This window comes from Ornithobacterium rhinotracheale DSM 15997 (assembly GCF_000265465.1).
Lineage (GTDB): Bacteria > Bacteroidota > Bacteroidia > Flavobacteriales > Weeksellaceae > Ornithobacterium > Ornithobacterium rhinotracheale.
Genome location: NC_018016.1, coordinates 1,088,609 through 1,107,299 on the forward strand (window position 1 = coordinate 1,088,609; position 18,691 = coordinate 1,107,299).

At 36.3% G+C, this 18,691-nt stretch carries 27 protein-coding genes; 20 read left to right on the plus strand and 7 right to left on the minus strand.

The window, feature by feature from the left end; all coding sequences use genetic code 11:
• Window positions 1-27: 27 nt before the first annotated feature.
• Genes ORNRH_RS05010 through ORNRH_RS12485 form a run of 4 tightly spaced genes read left to right on the plus strand, consistent with a single transcriptional unit; the run spans window position 28 to window position 1,959 of the window.
• Window positions 28-669, plus strand: a complete 642-nt coding sequence (locus ORNRH_RS05010) for a DUF4271 domain-containing protein (RefSeq protein ID WP_014790823.1) — start codon at window positions 28-30, stop codon at window positions 667-669.
• Window positions 670-692: 23 nt separating this feature from the next.
• Window positions 693-1,436, plus strand: a complete 744-nt coding sequence (locus ORNRH_RS05015) for a uroporphyrinogen-III synthase (RefSeq protein WP_036601551.1) — start codon at window positions 693-695, stop codon at window positions 1,434-1,436.
• Between the two features lie 24 nt (window positions 1,437-1,460).
• Window positions 1,461-1,613, plus strand: a complete 153-nt coding sequence (locus ORNRH_RS12480) for a hypothetical protein (protein ID WP_243925425.1) — start codon at window positions 1,461-1,463, stop codon at window positions 1,611-1,613.
• Between the two features lie 46 nt (window positions 1,614-1,659).
• Window positions 1,660-1,959 (plus strand): hypothetical protein, encoded by a 300-nt coding sequence (locus tag ORNRH_RS12485; RefSeq protein ID WP_243925427.1) that lies wholly within the window; start codon window positions 1,660-1,662, stop codon window positions 1,957-1,959.
• Window positions 1,960-2,025: 66 nt separating this feature from the next.
• On the opposite strand, the gene ORNRH_RS05025 is transcribed toward ORNRH_RS12485, so the two are convergent.
• From ORNRH_RS05025 to ORNRH_RS05040, 4 genes are all read right to left on the minus strand, one after another.
• On the minus strand, window positions 2,026-2,283 hold the full coding sequence (locus ORNRH_RS05025; protein WP_014790825.1) for a hypothetical protein: 258 nt from the start codon (window positions 2,281-2,283) through the stop codon (window positions 2,026-2,028).
• 7 nt (window positions 2,284-2,290) lie between these two features.
• The gene (locus ORNRH_RS05030; protein ID WP_014790826.1) at window positions 2,291-3,964 is read right to left on the minus strand and encodes a helix-turn-helix domain-containing protein; all 1,674 of its coding nucleotides are present in this window, start codon (window positions 3,962-3,964) and stop codon (window positions 2,291-2,293) included.
• 173 nt (window positions 3,965-4,137) lie between these two features.
• Window positions 4,138-4,854 (minus strand): outer membrane beta-barrel protein, encoded by a 717-nt coding sequence (locus ORNRH_RS05035; protein ID WP_014790827.1) that lies wholly within the window; start codon window positions 4,852-4,854, stop codon window positions 4,138-4,140.
• A gap of 70 nt (window positions 4,855-4,924) precedes the next feature.
• Window positions 4,925-5,632 carry a porin family protein gene (locus tag ORNRH_RS05040; RefSeq protein ID WP_014790828.1) on the minus strand — a complete coding sequence of 236 codons (708 nt, stop codon included), beginning with the start codon at window positions 5,630-5,632 and terminating at the stop codon, window positions 4,925-4,927.
• Between the two features lie 135 nt (window positions 5,633-5,767).
• On the opposite strand from ORNRH_RS05040, the gene ORNRH_RS05045 reads away from it, so the two are divergent.
• The 15 genes from ORNRH_RS05045 to ORNRH_RS05100 all read left to right on the plus strand — a co-directional run bounded on the left by ORNRH_RS05045 (window position 5,768) and on the right by ORNRH_RS05100 (window position 14,263).
• On the plus strand, window positions 5,768-6,013 hold the full coding sequence (locus ORNRH_RS05045) for a hypothetical protein (RefSeq protein WP_014790218.1): 246 nt from the start codon (window positions 5,768-5,770) through the stop codon (window positions 6,011-6,013).
• 58 nt (window positions 6,014-6,071) lie between these two features.
• Window positions 6,072-7,235 (plus strand): rolling circle replication-associated protein, encoded by a 1,164-nt coding sequence (locus ORNRH_RS12110; protein WP_014790829.1) that lies wholly within the window; start codon window positions 6,072-6,074, stop codon window positions 7,233-7,235.
• A 241-nt stretch (window positions 7,236-7,476) separates the two neighbouring features.
• Window positions 7,477-8,127 (plus strand): hypothetical protein, encoded by a 651-nt coding sequence (locus tag ORNRH_RS05055; RefSeq protein ID WP_014790221.1) that lies wholly within the window; start codon window positions 7,477-7,479, stop codon window positions 8,125-8,127.
• Window positions 8,128-8,134: 7 nt separating this feature from the next.
• Entirely contained in the window at window positions 8,135-8,902 is a 768-nt protein-coding gene (locus ORNRH_RS05060) for a hypothetical protein (RefSeq protein WP_014790830.1), read from the plus strand.
• A 20-nt stretch (window positions 8,903-8,922) separates the two neighbouring features.
• A complete protein-coding gene (locus ORNRH_RS12295) occupies window positions 8,923-9,087 on the plus strand; it encodes a hypothetical protein (RefSeq protein ID WP_014790223.1) in 165 nt (54 codons plus the stop codon).
• 23 nt (window positions 9,088-9,110) lie between these two features.
• On the plus strand, window positions 9,111-9,530 hold the full coding sequence (locus ORNRH_RS05065) for a hypothetical protein (RefSeq protein ID WP_014790224.1): 420 nt from the start codon (window positions 9,111-9,113) through the stop codon (window positions 9,528-9,530).
• A gap of 3 nt (window positions 9,531-9,533) precedes the next feature.
• Complete coding sequence (locus ORNRH_RS05070) at window positions 9,534-9,722, plus strand: hypothetical protein (protein ID WP_014790831.1); 189 nt, start codon at window positions 9,534-9,536, stop codon at window positions 9,720-9,722.
• Window positions 9,723-9,834: 112 nt separating this feature from the next.
• Complete coding sequence (locus ORNRH_RS05075; RefSeq protein ID WP_014790832.1) at window positions 9,835-10,206, plus strand: hypothetical protein; 372 nt, start codon at window positions 9,835-9,837, stop codon at window positions 10,204-10,206.
• A 23-nt stretch (window positions 10,207-10,229) separates the two neighbouring features.
• A complete protein-coding gene (locus tag ORNRH_RS11565) occupies window positions 10,230-11,132 on the plus strand; it encodes a hypothetical protein (protein ID WP_155814499.1) in 903 nt (300 codons plus the stop codon).
• On the plus strand, window positions 11,129-11,734 hold the full coding sequence (locus ORNRH_RS12490; protein ID WP_014790834.1) for a hypothetical protein: 606 nt from the start codon (window positions 11,129-11,131) through the stop codon (window positions 11,732-11,734). The genes ORNRH_RS11565 and ORNRH_RS12490 overlap by 4 nt, the downstream gene beginning before the upstream one ends.
• A gap of 15 nt (window positions 11,735-11,749) precedes the next feature.
• Complete coding sequence (locus ORNRH_RS12300) at window positions 11,750-11,923, plus strand: hypothetical protein (RefSeq protein ID WP_014790229.1); 174 nt, start codon at window positions 11,750-11,752, stop codon at window positions 11,921-11,923.
• Window positions 11,916-12,389: a hypothetical protein gene (locus ORNRH_RS05090; RefSeq protein WP_014790835.1), complete on the plus strand. Its 474-nt coding sequence runs from the start codon at window positions 11,916-11,918 to the stop codon at window positions 12,387-12,389. Before ORNRH_RS12300 ends, ORNRH_RS05090 begins: the two co-directional genes overlap by 8 nt.
• On the plus strand, window positions 12,389-12,598 hold the full coding sequence (locus tag ORNRH_RS11910) for a hypothetical protein (RefSeq protein ID WP_014790836.1): 210 nt from the start codon (window positions 12,389-12,391) through the stop codon (window positions 12,596-12,598). Before ORNRH_RS05090 ends, ORNRH_RS11910 begins: the two co-directional genes overlap by 1 nt.
• A gap of 133 nt (window positions 12,599-12,731) precedes the next feature.
• Window positions 12,732-13,289, plus strand: a complete 558-nt coding sequence (locus tag ORNRH_RS05095) for an XAC2610-related protein (protein WP_014790837.1) — start codon at window positions 12,732-12,734, stop codon at window positions 13,287-13,289.
• Window positions 13,289-14,263, plus strand: coding sequence for an IS30 family transposase (locus ORNRH_RS05100; RefSeq protein WP_014790838.1), 975 nt, complete (start codon window positions 13,289-13,291; stop codon window positions 14,261-14,263). The genes ORNRH_RS05095 and ORNRH_RS05100 overlap by 1 nt, the downstream gene beginning before the upstream one ends.
• Before the next feature lie 57 nt (window positions 14,264-14,320).
• On the opposite strand, the gene ORNRH_RS05105 is transcribed toward ORNRH_RS05100, so the two are convergent.
• On the minus strand, window positions 14,321-15,418 hold the full coding sequence (locus ORNRH_RS05105) for an LptF/LptG family permease (protein WP_014790839.1): 1,098 nt from the start codon (window positions 15,416-15,418) through the stop codon (window positions 14,321-14,323).
• A gap of 1 nt (window position 15,419) precedes the next feature.
• The gene (gene tgt / locus ORNRH_RS05110; protein ID WP_036601612.1) at window positions 15,420-16,550 is read right to left on the minus strand and encodes a tRNA guanosine(34) transglycosylase Tgt; all 1,131 of its coding nucleotides are present in this window, start codon (window positions 16,548-16,550) and stop codon (window positions 15,420-15,422) included.
• Between the two features lie 295 nt (window positions 16,551-16,845).
• On the opposite strand from tgt, the gene ORNRH_RS12120 reads away from it, so the two are divergent.
• Window positions 16,846-17,064, plus strand: a complete 219-nt coding sequence (locus ORNRH_RS12120) for a hypothetical protein (RefSeq protein ID WP_014790841.1) — start codon at window positions 16,846-16,848, stop codon at window positions 17,062-17,064.
• Between the two features lie 167 nt (window positions 17,065-17,231).
• Here ORNRH_RS12120 and ORNRH_RS05115 read toward each other — a convergent pair whose 3' ends face one another.
• Window positions 17,232-18,671, minus strand: coding sequence for a sulfatase (locus tag ORNRH_RS05115; protein ID WP_014790842.1), 1,440 nt, complete (start codon window positions 18,669-18,671; stop codon window positions 17,232-17,234).
• Window positions 18,672-18,691: the final 20 nt, after the last annotated feature.

Here is an 18,691-nt window from a genome sequence, read left to right on the forward strand (position 1 = left end):
TAGTAATTTTGCAAAAACTTATTCGCCGTGGAAGGAAATTTAAGATTAGTAGAAAACAAAGACGGGATTTTTCTCCTGCTGATGGCTATATGCATTTTGCTTATGTTTACGCGATGGGCTTTCAGAAAATATTACGACGATTTGGGGACGCTGGAGAAATTTAGTGAGAAAAAAGACAATTTCTTTATCCTTAGTGGTATTTACATTGTAGTTTTCTCCACTCTTGTGGGCTTGTTTTTGTTGCCTTTTGTGGTGCGTTGGTGCGTTTGGCAAGATTATCATAGCTACACGCAGTTGCTTTTTTTGGTATTAATTATCATCGGATTTGTCCTGTTTAAGGCACTTGTCAATACATTAATCTTCACAACGGTGGGCTATGCCGAGATTTTACGAAATTTCTTTATTTCCCGTTCTTATTTTGGGATTTTTACAACATTGGGGCTTGTAGCATTCAGTTTTTTGTATTATTTCTCAAAAATCGACACGCGTATTTTGACTTATGTGATTTTAGGCTTTTTAGGCGTCATGTTTTTTATTAAGTTGATTTCCTTTTATTTAAGAAGTAGTAAAGAATATAAATTCCCAATTTACTATATTATTTTGTACCTTTGCGCCCTTGAAATATTACCTTTCGTCATCGTGTGCAAGTTTATCTTGCTCGAAAGCTAAAGGCAATGAATGTAGTAAAAAGTATGAATATAAAATCCATCCTTGTATCTCAGCCCAAGCCTAACTCGGAAGGGTCTCCGTATCTTACGCTTGAAAAAGACTTAGGAATTAAGGTAGATTTTCAGCCATTTATCAAGGTTGAGGGGCTTACTGCTAAAGATTTAAGACAGCAGAAAATAGATTTAAGTAAATTTACAGGTATTGTGCTTACAAGCAAAAATTCTGTAGATCACTTCTTCAGAGTGGCAGAAGAGATGCGTTTCCATGTGCCAGATGCGATGAAGTATTATTGCCAGAGCGAGGCGGTCGCATTTTACTTGCAAAAATACATCGTTTATAGAAAGAGAAAAGTATATATCGGAGGGAAAACCTTTGCAGATTTAAAACCGACTTTAAAAAAACTTAAAAAGGAAAAATTACTCCTGCCGTCGTCTAATATCTTAAAGCCAGATGTTCCTGCATTGATGGATGAGTTAGGGCTGGATTGGAAGCGTGGTATCATGTACCAAACGGTGAGTTGTGATTTGTCTGACAAAAATGTGAAGGATTACGATATTTTAGTATTCTTTAGTCCGTTGGGGATTAAATCGTTGTTTGAGAGTTTTCCAGACTACAAGCAAGGAAAACAAGTAATTGCTGTGTTTGGGAAATCTACCATTACCGAGGCAGAGAAAAATGGACTAGAGGTGAATATTAAAGTGCCTACGCCAGAAACCCCCTCTATGACTATGGCACTGGAAAACTATATTAAAAAAGCAAATCAATAAGTTTAACATAAAAATAGAATGAGAATGAAAAAGTTAAGTGTATTAATGTTGTTGATTTTTACAAGCGTATTTGTAAATGCACAAAAGAAAGGAACTGATTGGTTGAAATTAGGAGTTCACGCAGGCATTCCAGTTGCGGATACTAAAGATACTTCCTTCTTTTGCCGTGGGTGTTGATGCTAAATATCAATTTTTAGACCTTAAAAGTTTCGGTTTAGGAGTTGTGACTGGTTATACCAACTACTTTAAGAAAGATAACTCTGAAAATATTGGACTTGTTCCTGTTGCTGCATTGTTGCGCTACTATCCAACTAAAAGATTCTTTGTAGGTGCTGACTTAGGTGTAGGTGTAGCTTTTACGAAAGATGATACAAAAGCTGGATTCTACTATCGTCCAGAATTGGGATATCACAATGATGAGTGGAATGCATTTGTATTCTACCAAGGTGATTCTGTAAAAGATTTAAACATCGGAGCAATCGGAATTGGTGTAAATTACAATATCTTACGCCCAATGAAATAATTTCATTGCGAAAAAAAATGTATCAAAAAAGGGTTTTTCCAGATTCTGGAGAAACCCTTTTTTTATTTATATCCAAATGGCATAAGCTAAAATAGGTGATAAAATAATTAAACCTATGATTTGCATTTTGTGTGCCATCGGCTCTTCTTTGTAGCGTGTAAAAGCCATGAGAAAGGCACCTAGAAATGCAATTGCACAGAGTGCAATAAAAATGTAATTTAATTCCTCTGGAGGATAAAACTTGGGGCGGGCATATGCTTGGTATAGATAGCTCGTGGCTAGCATTAAGCTTAAATACCCAACGGGAAATTCCTTTAAATTCATATTTTTTTTAGACTAAAAGTAAAGCTTTTCGTATTTCGGAATAGGGGATTTCTTCTTTCAGTGTGTCGTAAATAGGTTTTAATCTTATTTCGCCATCTTCAAAATTTAAATTATCAACGAGGTTGCGCACACGATCTACAATGTGCGGATCGCATGCAATGTAGGAGGAGAAATTTAATTCTGGAAATTGTGTTTTTAATTTATTCAAATGCCCGTAAATAGTAGATTCTGTAAGGTCTCTTTTTTTTGCTATTTCTTCGGGAGACATGCCTTCTTCGAGCATTTCTTTGGTAATTATGAGAGTGCTTTTTTTGCCTTTTTCTTTGGTTTCAGTTTGGCTTAACACTTTTACAGGTTCAATTTGTCCGCCACATTTTACAATAAAAGGAATGTGCTCTCGTTTTAAATCTTCGGTAGAGAAGGTGTCGTCTGCCCAGTCCGAGAGTTCTAGAAAGCGTTTATCTGCTTTGAATGCCAATTCGTCGAGCTGCATAGCTACTTCGTTCACGCCTAGCAGCGTGAGCCCTTCTAGGTCTCTCAATCGAGATAGTGCGACATAGCCTTGCCCTTTTTCAAAAGTTTTGCGCAAATCTATGCAGGCTTCGTCCAATGTCATACCTTGACTTTTGTGCACAGTGATTGCCCATGCTAAACGCAGAGGAATTTGGGTGATGGAGGCTAAAGTTTTACCATTTTCGTCCTCCACTTTCCATTCTTCTGGTTCTGCTACAATCAAGTTTCCATCTTTGGTTTCTACAATGGGGTATCCGTCTTCGGAAAATTCTTTCACTATGCCTAAGGTTCCGTTGGAGAATCCTTTTTCAAAATTGTTTTTCACAAACATGACCTCGGCTCCTTCCTTTAGCTCAAATTCATAAGGGGCAAGAATGTTTGTTTTCATTACTTCGATAAGAGAAGGGCTTCCTTTGGCTGTGGCTTTAAACTTTTGCGGAATAGCTTCTAGTAATTTTAGTTTTTGTTCGTTGATTTTATCAACATCTACATTGTGTGTGTAGAGGTGAGGAAACCGATCTACATCGGAGTACATGGTTTCCTGAATTTTTTGATTGACGACATCGTAGGAAATAGGGCTCACCTCGCCAGCTCGCATTTCGTTGAGCAATTGATTGAGCGGATTATTGCTTTGTCGATATTGCTCTGTTAAGTAGCAAATGTAGGGCTTGGCATTCACCCAAGCTTCGGACATGAAACAGAATTTATCTCTAGCTTTTTCCCTGTTTTCGCCAATGGGAGGGAGCTGAAAGAAATCGCCAGAAAAAACAACTTGAACGCCTCCAAATGGCAGGGGATTGTCTTTGAAATACTGCAAAACATCGTTTACGGCGTTCAGTCTATTTTTGTGCAACATGGAAATCTCATCTATGATCAAGACGCGTACATCTTTCATCTTGTCCCTCATGTACTTTCGTTCCTTCAACTTTTGCAGGTGAGCGGTTTCTATGTGGCTTTTAATGCCGATTCCGCTCCAAGAATGCACCGTCATTCCATTGAGGTGTGTGGCGGCAATTCCCGTGCTTGCCGTGATGGCGACAGGGATTTTATGAGATTTTAAATATTCGATGTATTTGTTGAGGGTATAAGTCTTTCCCGTACCAGCAGAACCTGTAAGGAAAACATTTCGCCCAGATTTTAATATGTCTAATGCTTTTTCTTGCGTCAAAATAAATGAGATTTTTGCAAAGATATTAAATCTAAATTTTTAGAAACTTCATTTAAGTTCTGAATTTATTTTATCTGAGAAAAAACAAATATTGTGGTGTGTACTGTGATAGTGTGATGAACGGTTGTTTTGTAAGGTGTAGAGCTGTTGTCCTGCCTAGTGTGCCGGAGGCGTCAGAAAAATCGAATAATCCCCAATTGAACGGTGGATTGTCTAAATCGTATCTCGTTCTTAATTTCTGGGACATATAGGCTTAAATTATTGATGAGGTCTGTGTAGTATGACAAGTTTACGGAGTATTTGCTAGATAATTTATACTTAACCCCAATTTGATACCTAAGCTGAAAGATATTGATATTTTTGCGAATACGGGAAACTTCGTCATCATTTGGAATGCCCCCACCGCTGCCACCTCCTCCAGGAACATCACCATCGTCGGAGGTTGTGCTTAGTTCTTTGTAGACTCCAAAGAATAATATAGAGGGCTGCAACCCTGTATAGATAGAGGTTTTGTCTATATTGTAATTTAAATTAATGTCTGAGCTTAAGCGATATAAACTCACCTTTATAGTGGCGTTTCTGTATTTTTCTATGTCTTTGTTAAACTTTTGCTTGATAAAATAAGTGGTATTCTCAATTTTTCCGCCTGTTTCAGAAAGTTTTGCCAGGACAGAAATGTCCCATTGCTTAGACATTCCATAAATTTTACCTACTCCTACATAGTAGCCTAGTTTATTACCAGATAGGAGCTGAAGGGAAGAAATGTCGCTAAAAGCAAAAAGATGAGAGCTATTTGCCCCCAATTCTATGAAGTAGCTATTCTTATTTTCCTGCCCGTAGAGATTAGAGATCGATAGTAGACAAAATATGCTAGAGATAAAATATTTCATACAGAAAACAAAATAAGGTTGTTTTTTAGAAAAAAACAACCTTATGTATATAATAATTTTTAACGAATGATTAGAATTTATATCCTAAACCGATTTGTAAATATCTTTGTCTAAGCTTAGCAAAGTCTGTGTAATTCTTGTTTAAAGAAGAAAGACCGAAGTTGTATCTAGCATCAACAAAAATATTGTTGTTGATGTTGTACTCCCCACCTAGGTGCAATCCAAAGTTTGTAGAAGCCAATTCTTTTTTTGCAACTTCGTCAAAATTAACTTTTGCTTGTTTTTCTAGATCAGTTTTAATGTCTTTTCCGCTAGCTTCTAATTTAGTTTTTAAACCAGCTTTGAAATTAACAGAGAAACCTCCCAATAAAGCTACTTTTTCGTTCAATTGATATTTCAAAGAAACAGGTACAGAAATTTGTCCTAAAGAAACAACAGCCTTAGCATCTTTTACTTGAGAAAAGCTTTCTAGGTCAATTTCAAGGGTTTCAGCAAGTTGAGCTGATTCGGCAGCATTTAAGTTGTTGTCATACTTTAGTCTTCCTCCTACATTGCTGTAAGCAAGTTCGCCTTGTAAGCTTAAGTTGTTTCCTAACCCATATTCAACAAAAGCACCTACATTGAATCCTGATTTGTTGCCCAAAAGTAATTTTGCGCTAGAAATAGGACTTTGTACACTCAAGTTAGATAAGTTGTACCCTGCTTTGAAACCGTAATTTACCTGTGCGTTAGCAAAACCAAAAAGTGCCATAGCACCTAATAATAAAATCTTTTTCATTTCTTTAAATATTTTAAAAATATAGTCGGCAAATATATAATAAATTAATGAAAAAATAAAAAAATAATGATTAAAATACTTTTGGCACATTCAAAACACAAATGCAACGCTTAAATAATTTAAAACTAAAAGCGTATGCAAAGAGAAGAAATCAGACCTTTTTTGGTAGTACAGAAGTTTGTACCCATTCCCGTAAATCATTTAGAACCTAAGCAGTACATATATGAATATGGTATTGTAGTACAGGTGTTGAAACAAGAAAATAATATTGAGGTATTATTTTCTGGTCGTTCGTGGATAACTTTTAAACCTAAGGATATTTTATATCATCGTGTGGCTGTGAAAAAAGAAGAAACCGATTTTTTTATAGAAAGCCGATAGGCTTTTGAGTGGGCTCGTCTCAAGTATCGGTAAAATCTAACGGCAAAAATCCCTGTAAATGCGACAATATCAAGAGGTTAATAATTATTATTTGTGTGAAAAGGTTCAGCTTAGACCTACTAGCCTATTGCATTATAGTTATGTGATGGATTTACGAAATTATGAAGTAGGCCATACTCCTACTTTACGCCAAAATCTAAACAAGGAAAAAACAGAATTAGATGAGTTAAACGCACTAGATGATATTTCAGAGTTTGGTTCAATTGTTAAATATGCTGAAAAGTGTGTTGAGTTGTATAAGGAGAAACAACAAGAAGTGTATAATGAGAAAGGGCATGTTTTAAAGGATTTAGGAACGCTCTCGGATACTCAAGTAAGGAATATAAAGAAGTATGCTATTTTATTCGCTGACGCAACGAAATCAAACAAGGACAAATATTTATCTTTTGTAACCTTGACCTTGCCCAGTGCCCAAAAGCACCATGATAGAGTGTTGCGTAAAATACTTGCTAAGTATCTTGACCATTTAAAAAAGGTCTATGGTTTAAAAAATTATCTCTGGAAAGCGGAGACGCAGAAGAATGGAAATATTCATTTTCATGTTTTGATTGATACGCAAATCCCTCGTGAGGATATTCAGCGCATATGGAACCAGTATATAAATAAATATGGTTATGTTGATAGATATTCTGAAAAGATGAACCGCTTAACGGCTAAAGAATATATGGCTAAGTATTCAAAAAATTATAAATCAGAAAAAGACTGCATACTAGCTTACCAGCGTAATAAAAAAATGGGTTGGAGCAATCCCCCAAGTACTAAAATTGAAACGCCAAAGAGTAAACGAAATATAGTTGCGTATGTGGTGAAATATCTATTAAAGCAAGAAGAAAATAAACGCCCAGTAATTGGTGCGGTGTGGGGCGCATCAAATAAGGTAAAAAAACTCAATTATTTAAATTTTGAAGTTAGCAGTTATTTAGAGGAGTTAAACCACTTGCGGGGAAAATTGGAGTATGTGCCTACTGCTATTCAATTTGTAGAGTTGTATAAAGGTAAAGTATATCAGATGATCCGCAAGGGATATAAAAAATTAAACGAGCATTTAAAAATTTATAATAAAGCCATAAGACAGTTATTAGATACCGATTTGAGTATAAATTTAGACCAGTTAATCCAATTAATTTATGAAAAACAATACACAGAACTTGCAAATAATTAGTGCTAAGGAGCTAGCTAATTATTTAGGCGTAAGCTATTCCACTGCACGCATGATAAAAAAAGATATTTTAAGCCACTATAAAAAGAAATATCTAACGCTAAAGCTCGTAAAAAAATATTTTGATGATTAGTGTCAAAAAATTGGTATAAATCGCTTAAAAGTGGTAAAAATCGCTAGATTTTAAAAAGTGCTTTTGCATGCTTAATATCTTTGTTTCAGAAATTTAAAATAAGATATAAAAATGAGAGTAACATTAGCAAAAGCAACCGAGGTGCTGGAAGTTAAGGAAAGTGCAGCGGGTTTGATTTTAAAAGGTAATTCAAGTACCGATTTCGGACAGGTGCAAATTGAGTCTTACCTAGTAGATGAAACCTTTACTAAAAAGGTTTTGGTGCCAAAGATGAGCGTTAAGCTATTTACAGAATTGTTGGGCGTTCATTTTGTTAAATTGCAAACAACAATTGGTAGCGACAAAGTAGCGGTAATTCCTTTTTCTAAATCTGGAAGTTTGCCATTAGGTGACAAAACTTACATTGAGTTCCATGTATCGGGTGGACAAGCACAGAATGTAACTGCAGAAACATTTGAGGCTATTGGAAGTGCAGAGCCTATTTATGTGCAACAAGTGAAGCTTGACCAAAATATATCTGTAAAGGATGTTGATGTATTAGCATTTGATTATTTGGTAGCTGAAAAGACACCAAATGAATTGCAAGTTATCAATGCACAGGGCAAAACAAGGATTTCGCAACTACAACTTGATTATGCAAAAAATGCAAGGATTGATGAGTTATCGAAATTACCTGCATTGGATTTAACAGGCTTATACACCTTAGCAGTGTATAAAAATGTAGGAGAAGAATTTACATTCTATTTGTTAGACGCAAAATAATATTGAAATGATTGGAGCAGTAACAGCGGTAAGTAGTTTAATTGGAAGTGTGGGGGGCGGTAACGCCTCCGGCTCCTCTCTTGGTCAATTTGGAGGAAAGATAGTAGGCGGTGTATTAAGTAAGATAACTGGGGGGTTAGATAGCGTTTTGGCAAACGGCTTTGATTTGCATTGTTGGGGCTCGAGCTGGTCGCCTAGTAGAGCGATGAAAGAAGGAACCACAATCGTTGAATGGATTATTGAACAATCTGGGTTTACTAAGGTAGCCAGTGCTGACAATTTTAATAAGGCGTTACTTTATTTAAAAGTCTGCGCTTCTGGTTTTCCATGGGGAAAGGATTGTACGAGAAAAGGAACTGAAGCATTGGCGGCTATGATAACTGAGGCTTACGGGAGATTGCTTAAGGAGTATCAGACTAAGTTTGCCTATGTTGGTGATAAAGAATATCCAAAAGGAACTGATGTAAACTTAAATTCCCCATTCCGTGACACTTCAAGAGGGGATGCCGTGAGTAAGGAAGTTTTGCGCGTGCCATTCTTTAGAGAAAAAACAGATGCTGAAAGACAAGCAGATAGCCAAGCAGGTTCATCGGATTACAGACCTAGTAAGGATCAAACACTTAAAACAGGAATGCCTACAGAAGGTGCGTATCCTGCGGTAACAGACGGGGAGGTATATGGAAAAGCTACTGGACATGTTGGGCGAAATGACAATAACATTTTGTATTTATTACTAGGAGGGGCATTGATTTATTTATTAACAAAGAAAAAATAACATTTAAAAACAAAATAAAGATGAAAGAATTAATAACAAAAGTTGATAGTTTTTTACTAAAGCCATTAAGTGGTAATGGTGCAGGGACAAGTATTGCGACCTTTTTGGTTTTAGGATTGGGAGCAGTGATTTTATCCGTGTACATGGGCTGGATTAAAATCAAAGGAAAAAGAAGAGGCTGGTAATTATTAACTAAAAAAGTATAGAAATGGCGTATAATAATGGATATAGTAATGGTTGGGGTGGAAATCCCAACCCTAATTTTAACCGAGGTTATGACCGAGGTTATAATAATCAGAGACAACCTAAAAAACATTCTGGGGCTAAAGCTGGACAATCCAAGAATGGAAGGTTTTATGTTACGGCTTGGAATTATTCAAAGCAAAGAGGTATGATAACTGTTAAAGCATTTGAAAACTCTAAGAGTGTGCGTTCAGAGTCTCCAAACACTGGAAATAGATTTATAACTATGATGTTTGAGGCTTTCTATAAAAAGACTGGCGCAAAGGTTTTAGAAATAGCAAGTTTCAATGTGAATACTGGAAAAGTGTATTTGCAAAAGCTGGGAATGGTAATTTCAACTAAAGCACCTAATGGTGGATATTTCGGACAAATTAAAACTAGATAAGTTATGTTTAAACAATTGAAAGGATTATTTAAATCATTGCCGTTGTTATTGAAGTATGTACAATGTGCAAAAATATGTTTGCATCATGCGCACGAGGCAAAAAAAGAGATAGATACACTCTTTGATGATGTGGAGGGTAATGAACCTGAGTATCTTCAGAATGAGGATCCAGATAAGGAGCATTTGTGGTAATTTGATTTGTTGAGATGAGGATGTTAAGTAGTGTTGTAATGGCGGTTATATACATTGGAATGATTATGCTTTCTGATGTCTTAAAGGACCAAATAAAAGAAACATTTAAGTAATGAAGTTTTTGAGTGATTTAACAAATGTATTAAAGCTATTGGGGGTTGCTCTGGTAGCTTTAATCATATGGATGGCATTTAAGGGATTTCAAAAGACTGTGCTTTTGGGCAAAGACGGCATACCTGATAAAATTTCGGAGGCTTTTAGGCAAAAGACATCTAAAGAGCAATTTCGTGTTTATTTAGATTATTGGGCGGTGCGTGCTAAATGGTTCTTTTTTGGAAGTTATCCAAGCCTAAGTGATGAGCAGGTAAAGCAGTTAAGGAATGAAAACAAGAATTTAGGAAGTTTTGTCGGTAGATTTTTTCAAGAACAACAAAAGTTATTGGAAAAATACGATTTGCAAAAAGAAAATAGATACCAACATTAATGAGAAAAAATAGAGATAAAAAAATGACATATTTACAAGCGTTGGGCTGGCTGGTAGGCGGATGGAGTGCCTATAAATTATATGAAAGTGTGGCTAAGCCAAAGGGAAAAGTTGAGTTTGGGGAATTGGAACTAGTGAGGGTGCATGATAGCTCGGATAAGTTTTATGAGTTGTCTATGTCTGAACTTGAGCAAAATAAATTATTAGGGCTATTGAGAACCAAATTATCACTAGCAGGTATTAAAATTGGGAAATATAAAGACTGGTGCGAATACATGTTTTTGTTGTTGTGCCAGTATGTGAAAGATGGCAAAATGCTAAAGAAACAAGCCATTTATTTATTTGCTAGTGCATTGCATGAGCAGGATAATTTTACATTATTTCGTGAGAGGTATAATAATGTTACTGCAAGTGAGTTGAGAAAGCACAAAGGAAAGGCTTTACAGGATTTGAAAAATTACATTGAGGATTGTAAACAAAAAGGCTTAAATGCTGATTTATGTGTGTATTTTGAGCGTAATTATGGTTCTTCTTCTTGGTCTATTGATATACCTAAAGCAAAAGGTTTAGGAAATGTAAATATAGGTGATGGAGGTAAATACTATGGTCGAGGATATATGCAACTTACTGGGCGTGTATCTTATGAGCGCATAAGTGAATGGTCTGGAATTGATTTTGTGTCTAATCCAGATGCTTTGATTAATTACAAGTATTTAATGGCTAAATATACAGTTCATTTAGCTATGGGCTGGATTAAAGTTAGGCATTTGGGGATTACTGGTGTAATATTGCCACAATTTATAAATGAGAATGTAACAAACTATTATAAGGCTAGAAGAACAATAAACGCAATAGACCCAAAACAGCAGGCTGTAATATTGCCATTAGTTTCAAAAGTTGAAAAAATATTTAATACAATACTATGACACAGCGAGAAAAAAGAAAAATTAAGTTTTGGTTATTCATCTTTTTAGTAATCTTTATTTTGTTTTGGTTTACTGAGAAGAAAAGTATAAAGGAAAAGATAACTACTGGAGATGGTTCTGTAATTCCGCTGGATTTAGAAAAGTTGAAAGCTCCAGCACCAATCTTGCCAAAAGTAGACAAGCCCAAATTTGATAGCGTATTTGCCAAAGGCGGTTCTGCAGTGATAAATGAAAAGGCATTTAATCAAAAGGTGGAAAATATGATGCAGGCTCAAAAGCAAAAGGGAAAAATACCAGTAAAAAGTGATGTGGTTAAAAAACTGCAGGAGCAGGAAGAAGAAACAGCATGCACACATTGTGGTGATTTGAAACCTTTAGATTTACCGCCAAAGAGAGTTGGTGAGTTTGGTCCTGGTGATTTAGATTTGACACCAGTTAGACAAGATGAGGATTTGAGAAAAGTTTTTAGAGATGAGGAACCACAAAAAACACCAATAATTGATAAAGAATGGCAGGATAATGTAAGGAAGTTGGGAGTTGGGTTTGATTATGAAAAATTAAATCTAAGAGATATGGCGGGTTTTGATTCAAAAATTTATTAATAAAAAAAGGGACAAATGACAAATTTTGTAGATAGAACAAAGATTTATTCGATTTTAGGATTTACGGGGGCGGTCTCATTTGATGAGCTAAAACCGCTTCTAGCAAGTTTATTGGCTATTGTGCTTGATTTTGCGTATAGCTTTGCAAAAAAGAAAATTAAAGATTTAAAAGATAAAAAAGATGAGTGATTGTGTGATAGTTATTGATAATAGAAAGTTTAGGAGTGAGCTTTTGTGTCGAGAGGTTTCTACAATTGATTTATCGGATAATTGTTATTATCGAGTAGGTAGTAATTATTTTACACCTGCATCTTTTAATGCTTTTTTAAAGACTGTGAAAGATGATTATTTGTTTTTTACTCGTTTAATTCCATTGGATAATCAAGAGGTAAAAAATTTGATAGATGATTCTAATTATGATATTTTATCCATTCATCCAGTAGGAAATTATTTAGATGGATTTGAAATTAAAAAGGATGTAGAGGGCTATCATTTTTTTAATAGAACAGAGAAGTATATAGGTGTTTATTTAGACAATGCAGGAAGATATGGCGATGAGATTACATCTCTTAACCCTGGGCAAGATTTTAAGTATAATGGTACTGGTCCATTTATTATTTATGATGGAAACGAAGAAATATGGGGCATTGAATAATGAGCCATAAGAACGATTATAGCTGTATAGTTTTCGGAGCCTTTGGAGTGTTCAAAATGCAGTATGTGCATGATTTGTATAAGTTTAGCCAGTGGCTGGATAACTCCAAGTTTAGAGATTTTAAATATTTTAATGTATACAACCGTAGGACTGGGGAGTATTTAAGACGATTCTATAACGGAAACTATATACCGAGGTTTTTAAATTAGTTTGTTATAATAATGAGAGAGACTGCATCCTTTTTGGTGTGGTTTCTTTTTTTTTATCTTTTCGCTTTGCACTATTTGGCATTTATTTTGATAATGGTATTAACATATTTAAAAATCACTTAAAATTATTATCATGAAAAAAATCTTACTATCATTTGGACTATGTTTAGCCGTAACCGCTGGATATGCACAGATTCTTGAAGACCTTTCTACTTATTCGTCTTATATTGTTAAAAATGGAGAAAGGATTTATTTTGAAGATTCTATACATTATAAATGTCCGCCTATTTTTGATAAAATGAGGTTGATTGATGTTAATTTTGATGGCACAAAAGATTTAGTAATACCGCGTGAAGAGTGTGCATTTGCTTATGTAGTAACGCCATCTCCTTATATTTATGTTGCTACAAAGTCGGGTAAATTAATATATTCAGAAGAGTTATCAGGTTTGGGTGGAGAGGTTTATATTGATCCTGTTTCTAAAAGAATATTTGCATATGATCGTTATAGTGCGGCGGGTTGGTATTGGAGTATTTATAAAGTAGTACCTAAAAAAGGCTTAGTTTTGTTAGATGAATTTATGGATGCAGGTTTTTTACATGATGATGACCCAGAGCCTATTGTTAAGGAATTGAAATATAAGGAAATGGAATTACCTAAAACTGCTATTTTATTAAATTCGAATGAATAATGGCACGGACATTTAAGCATTTAGACTTGCACGATAGAGCAATGATAGAGGCGTATTTAAATGCGGGTTGGTCTATTTCAAAAATAGCTCGTGAACTGAAAAGGGATAAATCTACGATAAGCAGGGAGTTAAAGAGGAACCGAACGAAGAAACACGGATATAAAGCAAAGACAGCACAGACGCTCTATTCTGAAAAGAAAGAGCGTTTTTTGCGTTATAGACGTTTTACCAAAGAGGTTGAGAAAAGAGTAAGACAATTTCTGTATAAAAGATATTCACCGCTCCAAATAGTCGGTTATTGTAAAAGCCTGGGGCTTGAAATGGTATCAGTAGAAAGAATTTACCAATATATAAGGGCTGATAAATTGAAAGGAGGTAATCTGTACAAGTATTGCCGTCATGCACTAAAAAAGAGAAAGGCACAAGTGTCGAAATTTGTTGGGAAGATAAAGAACCGCACTAGTATAGAAGAACGCCCGCAAGTGGTTAATGATAGAAAAGAGTTCGGACACTGGGAGGGTGATTTAGTAGAGGGCAAAAATCATAAGGGTTTTTTATTAACACTTACAGAAAGAGTATCAAGGTTTTTATTTATTAGATATATACCTAATAAAAGTGCAGATGTTGTGGCAAATGCGATGAATGATGTGTTACTTCCATATAAAAAAGTGGTCAAATCTATAACGCTTGATAATGGTTTAGAGTTTTCAAATCATGAGATTATGGCAAAGAAACTGCAAGCAAAGATTTATTTTACAAATCCATACTCTAGTTGGCAAAAAGGACAAATTGAGCACATGAACAAACTTATTAGACAATATGTAAAAAAAGGTTCAGCAATCACAAAAAGTACCGCTAACAAGCTGAAAGCGGTACAAAAAGAGATAAACGACAGACCTTTTAAAGTGTTAAATTTTTGCAAGCCTCGTGATGTTTTTTATACATTTGTGGAAAATGTTGCATTTAGTGCTTGAATCTAGCTGAAAAAATAAGTCAGAATTTGTAATGGTTTGATTTTTAATGGTAAAAAATTACTGAAAGGCTCGTTTAAAATATAGGAAAATCGTAATAATCCCAAACACGATATTTGAAATCCAAGCAGCCAAGAACGGACTTAAATCTCCCACCGAGGAGAATACTTTGCTCGCTTCGTTCCCAAAAATGTAGATAAACGCAATGGTAATTCCTAGTGCGAGGTTTAGCCCGAGACCTCCACGCTTTTTGGTTGAGCTAAGCGATAGCGCGAGCAAGGTTAAAATTATGGTAGAAAACGGCAAACTTGTACGCTGATACAACTCGTTGAGGTAGACGCTCACACTTGCCGAGCCTTTGAATTTCTCACGATTGATGAATCGGCTAAGTTCAAAGGAGTTCATGGTTTCTGCTACATAGCCTTCGGGCAGTAACTCGTCTGGCGTTACTTCAAATTTTTGTTTAATCATATTTCCCGCCACTAGGCTATCGGGCTTGCCTTTGCGCACATATCGCTCATAGTAATTGGTTAAGCTATACGCAGAATCTTCTTCGTTCCAAATGATGTCATTGGCTCTCATTTGGTAAATAATTTCTAAATTCTTATTGATTTTTTGGTATAAAAAGCCGTTTCCGTTTTTAGTTCTTCGGTTGTAATTATTGATGAATAAATATTCATTAGGCGAAATTTGTGCACTGATGGGGCGTCCTTTGTAATATTCCTGCGCACGGCTACTTCGTTGTAAATAAGTGTAATAGTATTCGTTTTTGTAAATGTTGGCTTTAGGCAAAAAATAGTGATTTACTGCAAAAGATAATCCTCCGATGAGCAGTGCCACAAATAGGTATGGTCTAGTTAGACGGAAAAAACTCATTCCGCCCGAGGTCATGGCAACAATCTCGGTATTGTTGGTAATCCTTGAGGTAAAGTAAATCGCAGAAATAAATACCCCGATTGGCATGTAGGTGTTTACCATCCATAAAATAAAAAATGGATAAAAGCCTGTGAGGGCTTCCCATACATTAGAGCCATTGTCTTGGATTTTGTTTATCTTTTGGCTTAAATCTACCACCAAAATAATAAGCGATAGGAGCGTTGTGATGAATAAAAAAGTCCCTATGAAATTTTTGATGATATATTTGTCTAAAATCTTCAATTTACAAACGAGTTTTAAGTTGAGGTATAATCGATTTTTTCCAAGAGGCAAAATCTCCAGCTAAGATGTGCTCTCTTGCTACGCGTACCAAATCTAGGTAAAAAGCTAAATTGTGTACCGATGCAATTTGTTTTGCCAAATATTCTTTAGCCACAAAAAGGTGTCGCACATAGGCTTTGCTGTAATCCCAATCTACATAGGCGGAGCCTTTAGGGTCGAGTGGAGAAAAATCGTCTTTCCATTTTGCGTTTTTTATGTTTATCACGCCATCCCAAGTGAAAAGCATTCCATTTCGTGCATTCCGGGTAGGCATCACGCAATCGAACATGTCCACGCCGAGCGAAATCCCTTCAATAATGTTCCAAGGAGTTCCCACGCCCATCAAATAGCGAGGTTTGTCTTTAGGTAAAATGCTGTTTACAAGTTCTGTAGTTTCGTACATGGCTTCTTCTGGTTCTCCCACACTTAGTCCGCCAATGGCGTTTCCATCGGCTCCTATGCTGGCGATAAATTCCGCCGATTGTGTTCTTAAATCTCGGTAGGTACTTCCTTGCACAATTGGGAAAAGCGTTTGCTTGTAGCCGTATAACTCTGGATTTTCAGAAAGCCATTTTTCGCAGCGTTTCAGCCAGCGGTGAGTCATTTCCATAGATTCTTTGGCAGGCGTGTAGTCACACGGGTATGGCGTACATTCGTCAAAAGCCATGATGATATCTGCCCCAATGTTTCGCTGAATTTCCATAGAGCGTTCTGGGCTAAAGAAATGATACGAACCATCGATGTGGGATTTGAAACGCACACCTTCTTCGGTGATTTTTCTGCGACCCGCAAGCGAAAATACTTGATATCCCCCACTATCGGTCAAGATAGGCCTGTCCCAATTGATGAATTTATGCAATCCGCCCGCTTGGTTTAGAATCTCGGTGCCAGGTCTTAAATATAAATGATAGGTATTGCCCAAAATGATTTGCGCCTTAATATCCTCTTTCAGTTCGCGCTGGTGCACTGCTTTCACGCTTGCTACCGTGCCCACGGGCATGAAAATCGGTGTTTGTATTTTGCCGTGATCAGTAGTGATTTCACCCGCTCTCGCCGAGCTTTCTATATCTGATTTTTCTATCGTAAACTTCATATCTGGGCAAAGATACAATATGTTATTTTAATTTTTTTGATAGTAAAAAGCTAAAATGTTTAAATCTGTGCTTTTTTCTTTGTTCAGTTTCGTTGAACTTGATACAGGAACTTTTTAAAATCAATTAAATTCGATTTTTTCATGATTAAAGATTTATGATGCAGAGACTCTGAGTGGTACGGTTGGGTTTTGTCTTGTTGAATTTAAGTAAATATTTTTTACGAAAATTTTTGTTTTTTGATAAAAATTGATACATTAGGTGCGTTAAAAGAATATTCACTAAAAAGTTAAAACAATGAGTCAGTTTTTATTTATCTCAGCTCCAGTTGTATTATCAATGTTTTTAGCAGTCGTATGCTTGTTAATTTACGCTTTAGCGTTAGTAGGAAAAGAGGAACGAAATCTTAATTTAATAGTTTGGATTGTTGTTCTTATTTTTGTGCCTATAGTAGGGTCTTTAGCTTATATTTTAAAGTATTATATGTCTAAACGAGAAGTAAAGTTAGCGCAATAAGATATTTACTTTGTTTAAAAATATGCCGTATGGGAATCATGCGGTTTTTTTTATGATTAAAGATTTACAATGCAGAGACTCTGAGTCGAGCTCAGAGTGACAAGATTGCATTTTGTTATGCTGAACTTGATTCAGCATCTTGAAAAAAAACATTAAAAATCGGTTTTTTACAATTTCGGAGCAGCTTTCTTTAATAAAACTGACTTTAAACTATCGACTAATGCAGGCTGTTCTTGTGCAATGTTTCTTCCTTCTTTGTCTTTAGATTGGTGGTCAAAAAGTTCCGTGCTGCCATCTTTGTGCAATGTAAATCGATAGCGTGGTGTGCGCAGTGTATAGGCATCGTAAGTGTATGCCAAGGCATTGTGCCCTTTGCGTTGCGTGTTTTGTAAGTTAGGAACAAGAGATGTTCCGTAGGCGTAGTCAGGAATTTTAAGCCCTGTCATTTCGCAAAGCGTAGGGAATAAATCAATGGTTTCGACAATGGCATTGCTGGCTTTTCCTTTGTTTTTGCCTCTGGGGTCTACGATGATGAGCGGTGAGCGCAAGGCTTCTTCAAACAAATTATGCTTGCCCCAAATACTGTGTTCGCCAAGATTCCAGCCGTGGTCGCCCCATAAAACGATAATGGTGTTTTTATAAGCCCCTGTTTTCTTTAACTCTTGTAAAATTTTGCCTACTTGAGCATCGGCATAGCTCACGCAAGCGGCATAGTGCTTTCTCAGTTCGTTGGCAAACTCGGCATCACGATTCGGATCTTTGCCCCAGAGATTGTACATTCTCATTTCTTTGGAATCGTGCCAAACGCTTTTCCAATTGGGCTTTTCGGGGTGTGGAATTGGTGGTAAATCTTGATTTTTGTATAAATCGTAATATTTTTTTGGAGCACCAAATGGCAAATGCGGTTTTATGATTCCTACGGCTAGAAAGAAAGGTTTTTGGCTATGGCTTAAAGCGTCGATTTGTTTCAAAGCTTCGTTGGTGATGATGCCATCGGGGTAAATCGTGTCGTCGCCTTCGGCACTTTCATACACATTCATATCGGCAGGATTTTGGCGAATTTGCCCATTAGCCAAGCCATGCATGATGCCTCGCGGGTGTTCCCATTCGGCAACGGGAAGTAGCTGTTTGTCCCACGCATTGGGCATTTCGATTACATTGGGATCGTTCCAGTCTTTCCCGCCCATGCCTCCTGGGTGGTGCGAAACTTTTCCCACCGCCACCGTGGTGTAGCCGTTTTCTTTCAAATACTCGGGCAAGGTAGGAGTAACCTGCTCTGGTTGTGTTTTGAGTTTTTCGGCTCGCTGAAACAGAGCCTCGTTAGAATAAGAGCCATATTGCCCCGTGAGTAGACAATAGCGAGAAGGACCACAACTCGGAGCATTTACATAATGTCGTGGGAAATAAACACCACGATTTGCCAATGAATCGATGTGTGGCGAGTGAATGTATTTAGCGCCAAAAACATTAAGCTCTGGTCTTAAATCATCTATGCAAATAAAGAGAATGTTCGGTTTTTTCTTTTGGTGCGAAATCGGTGGGGTCGCGCAATTCCACAAAAGCAGAAAACAAAAAATCAATACCAGAAATAGCTTTTTATGATTCATCTTTAATGGGGGCTTAAATA

Coding starts and splice junctions, on each gene's coding strand:
- ORNRH_RS11910 (WP_014790836.1), top strand. CDS start 12,389: ATGAGCCATAAGAACGATTATAGCTGTATAGTTTTCGGAGCCTTTGGA.
- ORNRH_RS05025 (WP_014790825.1), bottom strand. CDS start 2,283: ATGAATTTAAAGGAATTTCCCGTTGGGTATTTAAGCTTAATGCTAGCC.
- ORNRH_RS12490 (WP_014790834.1), top strand. CDS start 11,129: ATGACACAGCGAGAAAAAAGAAAAATTAAGTTTTGGTTATTCATCTTT.
- ORNRH_RS12120 (WP_014790841.1), top strand. CDS start 16,846: ATGAGTCAGTTTTTATTTATCTCAGCTCCAGTTGTATTATCAATGTTT.
- ORNRH_RS05090 (WP_014790835.1), top strand. CDS start 11,916: ATGAGTGATTGTGTGATAGTTATTGATAATAGAAAGTTTAGGAGTGAG.
- ORNRH_RS05060 (WP_014790830.1), top strand. CDS start 8,135: ATGATTGGAGCAGTAACAGCGGTAAGTAGTTTAATTGGAAGTGTGGGG.
- ORNRH_RS05040 (WP_014790828.1), bottom strand. CDS start 5,632: ATGAAAAAGATTTTATTATTAGGTGCTATGGCACTTTTTGGTTTTGCT.
- ORNRH_RS12300 (WP_014790229.1), top strand. CDS start 11,750: ATGACAAATTTTGTAGATAGAACAAAGATTTATTCGATTTTAGGATTT.
- ORNRH_RS05100 (WP_014790838.1), top strand. CDS start 13,289: ATGGCACGGACATTTAAGCATTTAGACTTGCACGATAGAGCAATGATA.
- ORNRH_RS05045 (WP_014790218.1), top strand. CDS start 5,768: ATGCAAAGAGAAGAAATCAGACCTTTTTTGGTAGTACAGAAGTTTGTA.
- ORNRH_RS05055 (WP_014790221.1), top strand. CDS start 7,477: ATGAGAGTAACATTAGCAAAAGCAACCGAGGTGCTGGAAGTTAAGGAA.
- ORNRH_RS05095 (WP_014790837.1), top strand. CDS start 12,732: ATGAAAAAAATCTTACTATCATTTGGACTATGTTTAGCCGTAACCGCT.
- ORNRH_RS05015 (WP_036601551.1), top strand. CDS start 693: ATGAATATAAAATCCATCCTTGTATCTCAGCCCAAGCCTAACTCGGAA.
- ORNRH_RS05035 (WP_014790827.1), bottom strand. CDS start 4,854: ATGAAATATTTTATCTCTAGCATATTTTGTCTACTATCGATCTCTAAT.
- ORNRH_RS12110 (WP_014790829.1), top strand. CDS start 6,072: ATGCGACAATATCAAGAGGTTAATAATTATTATTTGTGTGAAAAGGTT.
- ORNRH_RS11565 (WP_155814499.1), top strand. CDS start 10,230: ATGACATATTTACAAGCGTTGGGCTGGCTGGTAGGCGGATGGAGTGCC.
- ORNRH_RS05070 (WP_014790831.1), top strand. CDS start 9,534: ATGTTTAAACAATTGAAAGGATTATTTAAATCATTGCCGTTGTTATTG.
- ORNRH_RS05065 (WP_014790224.1), top strand. CDS start 9,111: ATGGCGTATAATAATGGATATAGTAATGGTTGGGGTGGAAATCCCAAC.
- ORNRH_RS12295 (WP_014790223.1), top strand. CDS start 8,923: ATGAAAGAATTAATAACAAAAGTTGATAGTTTTTTACTAAAGCCATTA.
- ORNRH_RS05075 (WP_014790832.1), top strand. CDS start 9,835: ATGAAGTTTTTGAGTGATTTAACAAATGTATTAAAGCTATTGGGGGTT.
- tgt (WP_036601612.1), bottom strand. CDS start 16,550: ATGAAGTTTACGATAGAAAAATCAGATATAGAAAGCTCGGCGAGAGCG.
- ORNRH_RS05115 (WP_014790842.1), bottom strand. CDS start 18,671: ATGAATCATAAAAAGCTATTTCTGGTATTGATTTTTTGTTTTCTGCTT.
- ORNRH_RS12480 (WP_243925425.1), top strand. CDS start 1,461: ATGAAAAAGTTAAGTGTATTAATGTTGTTGATTTTTACAAGCGTATTT.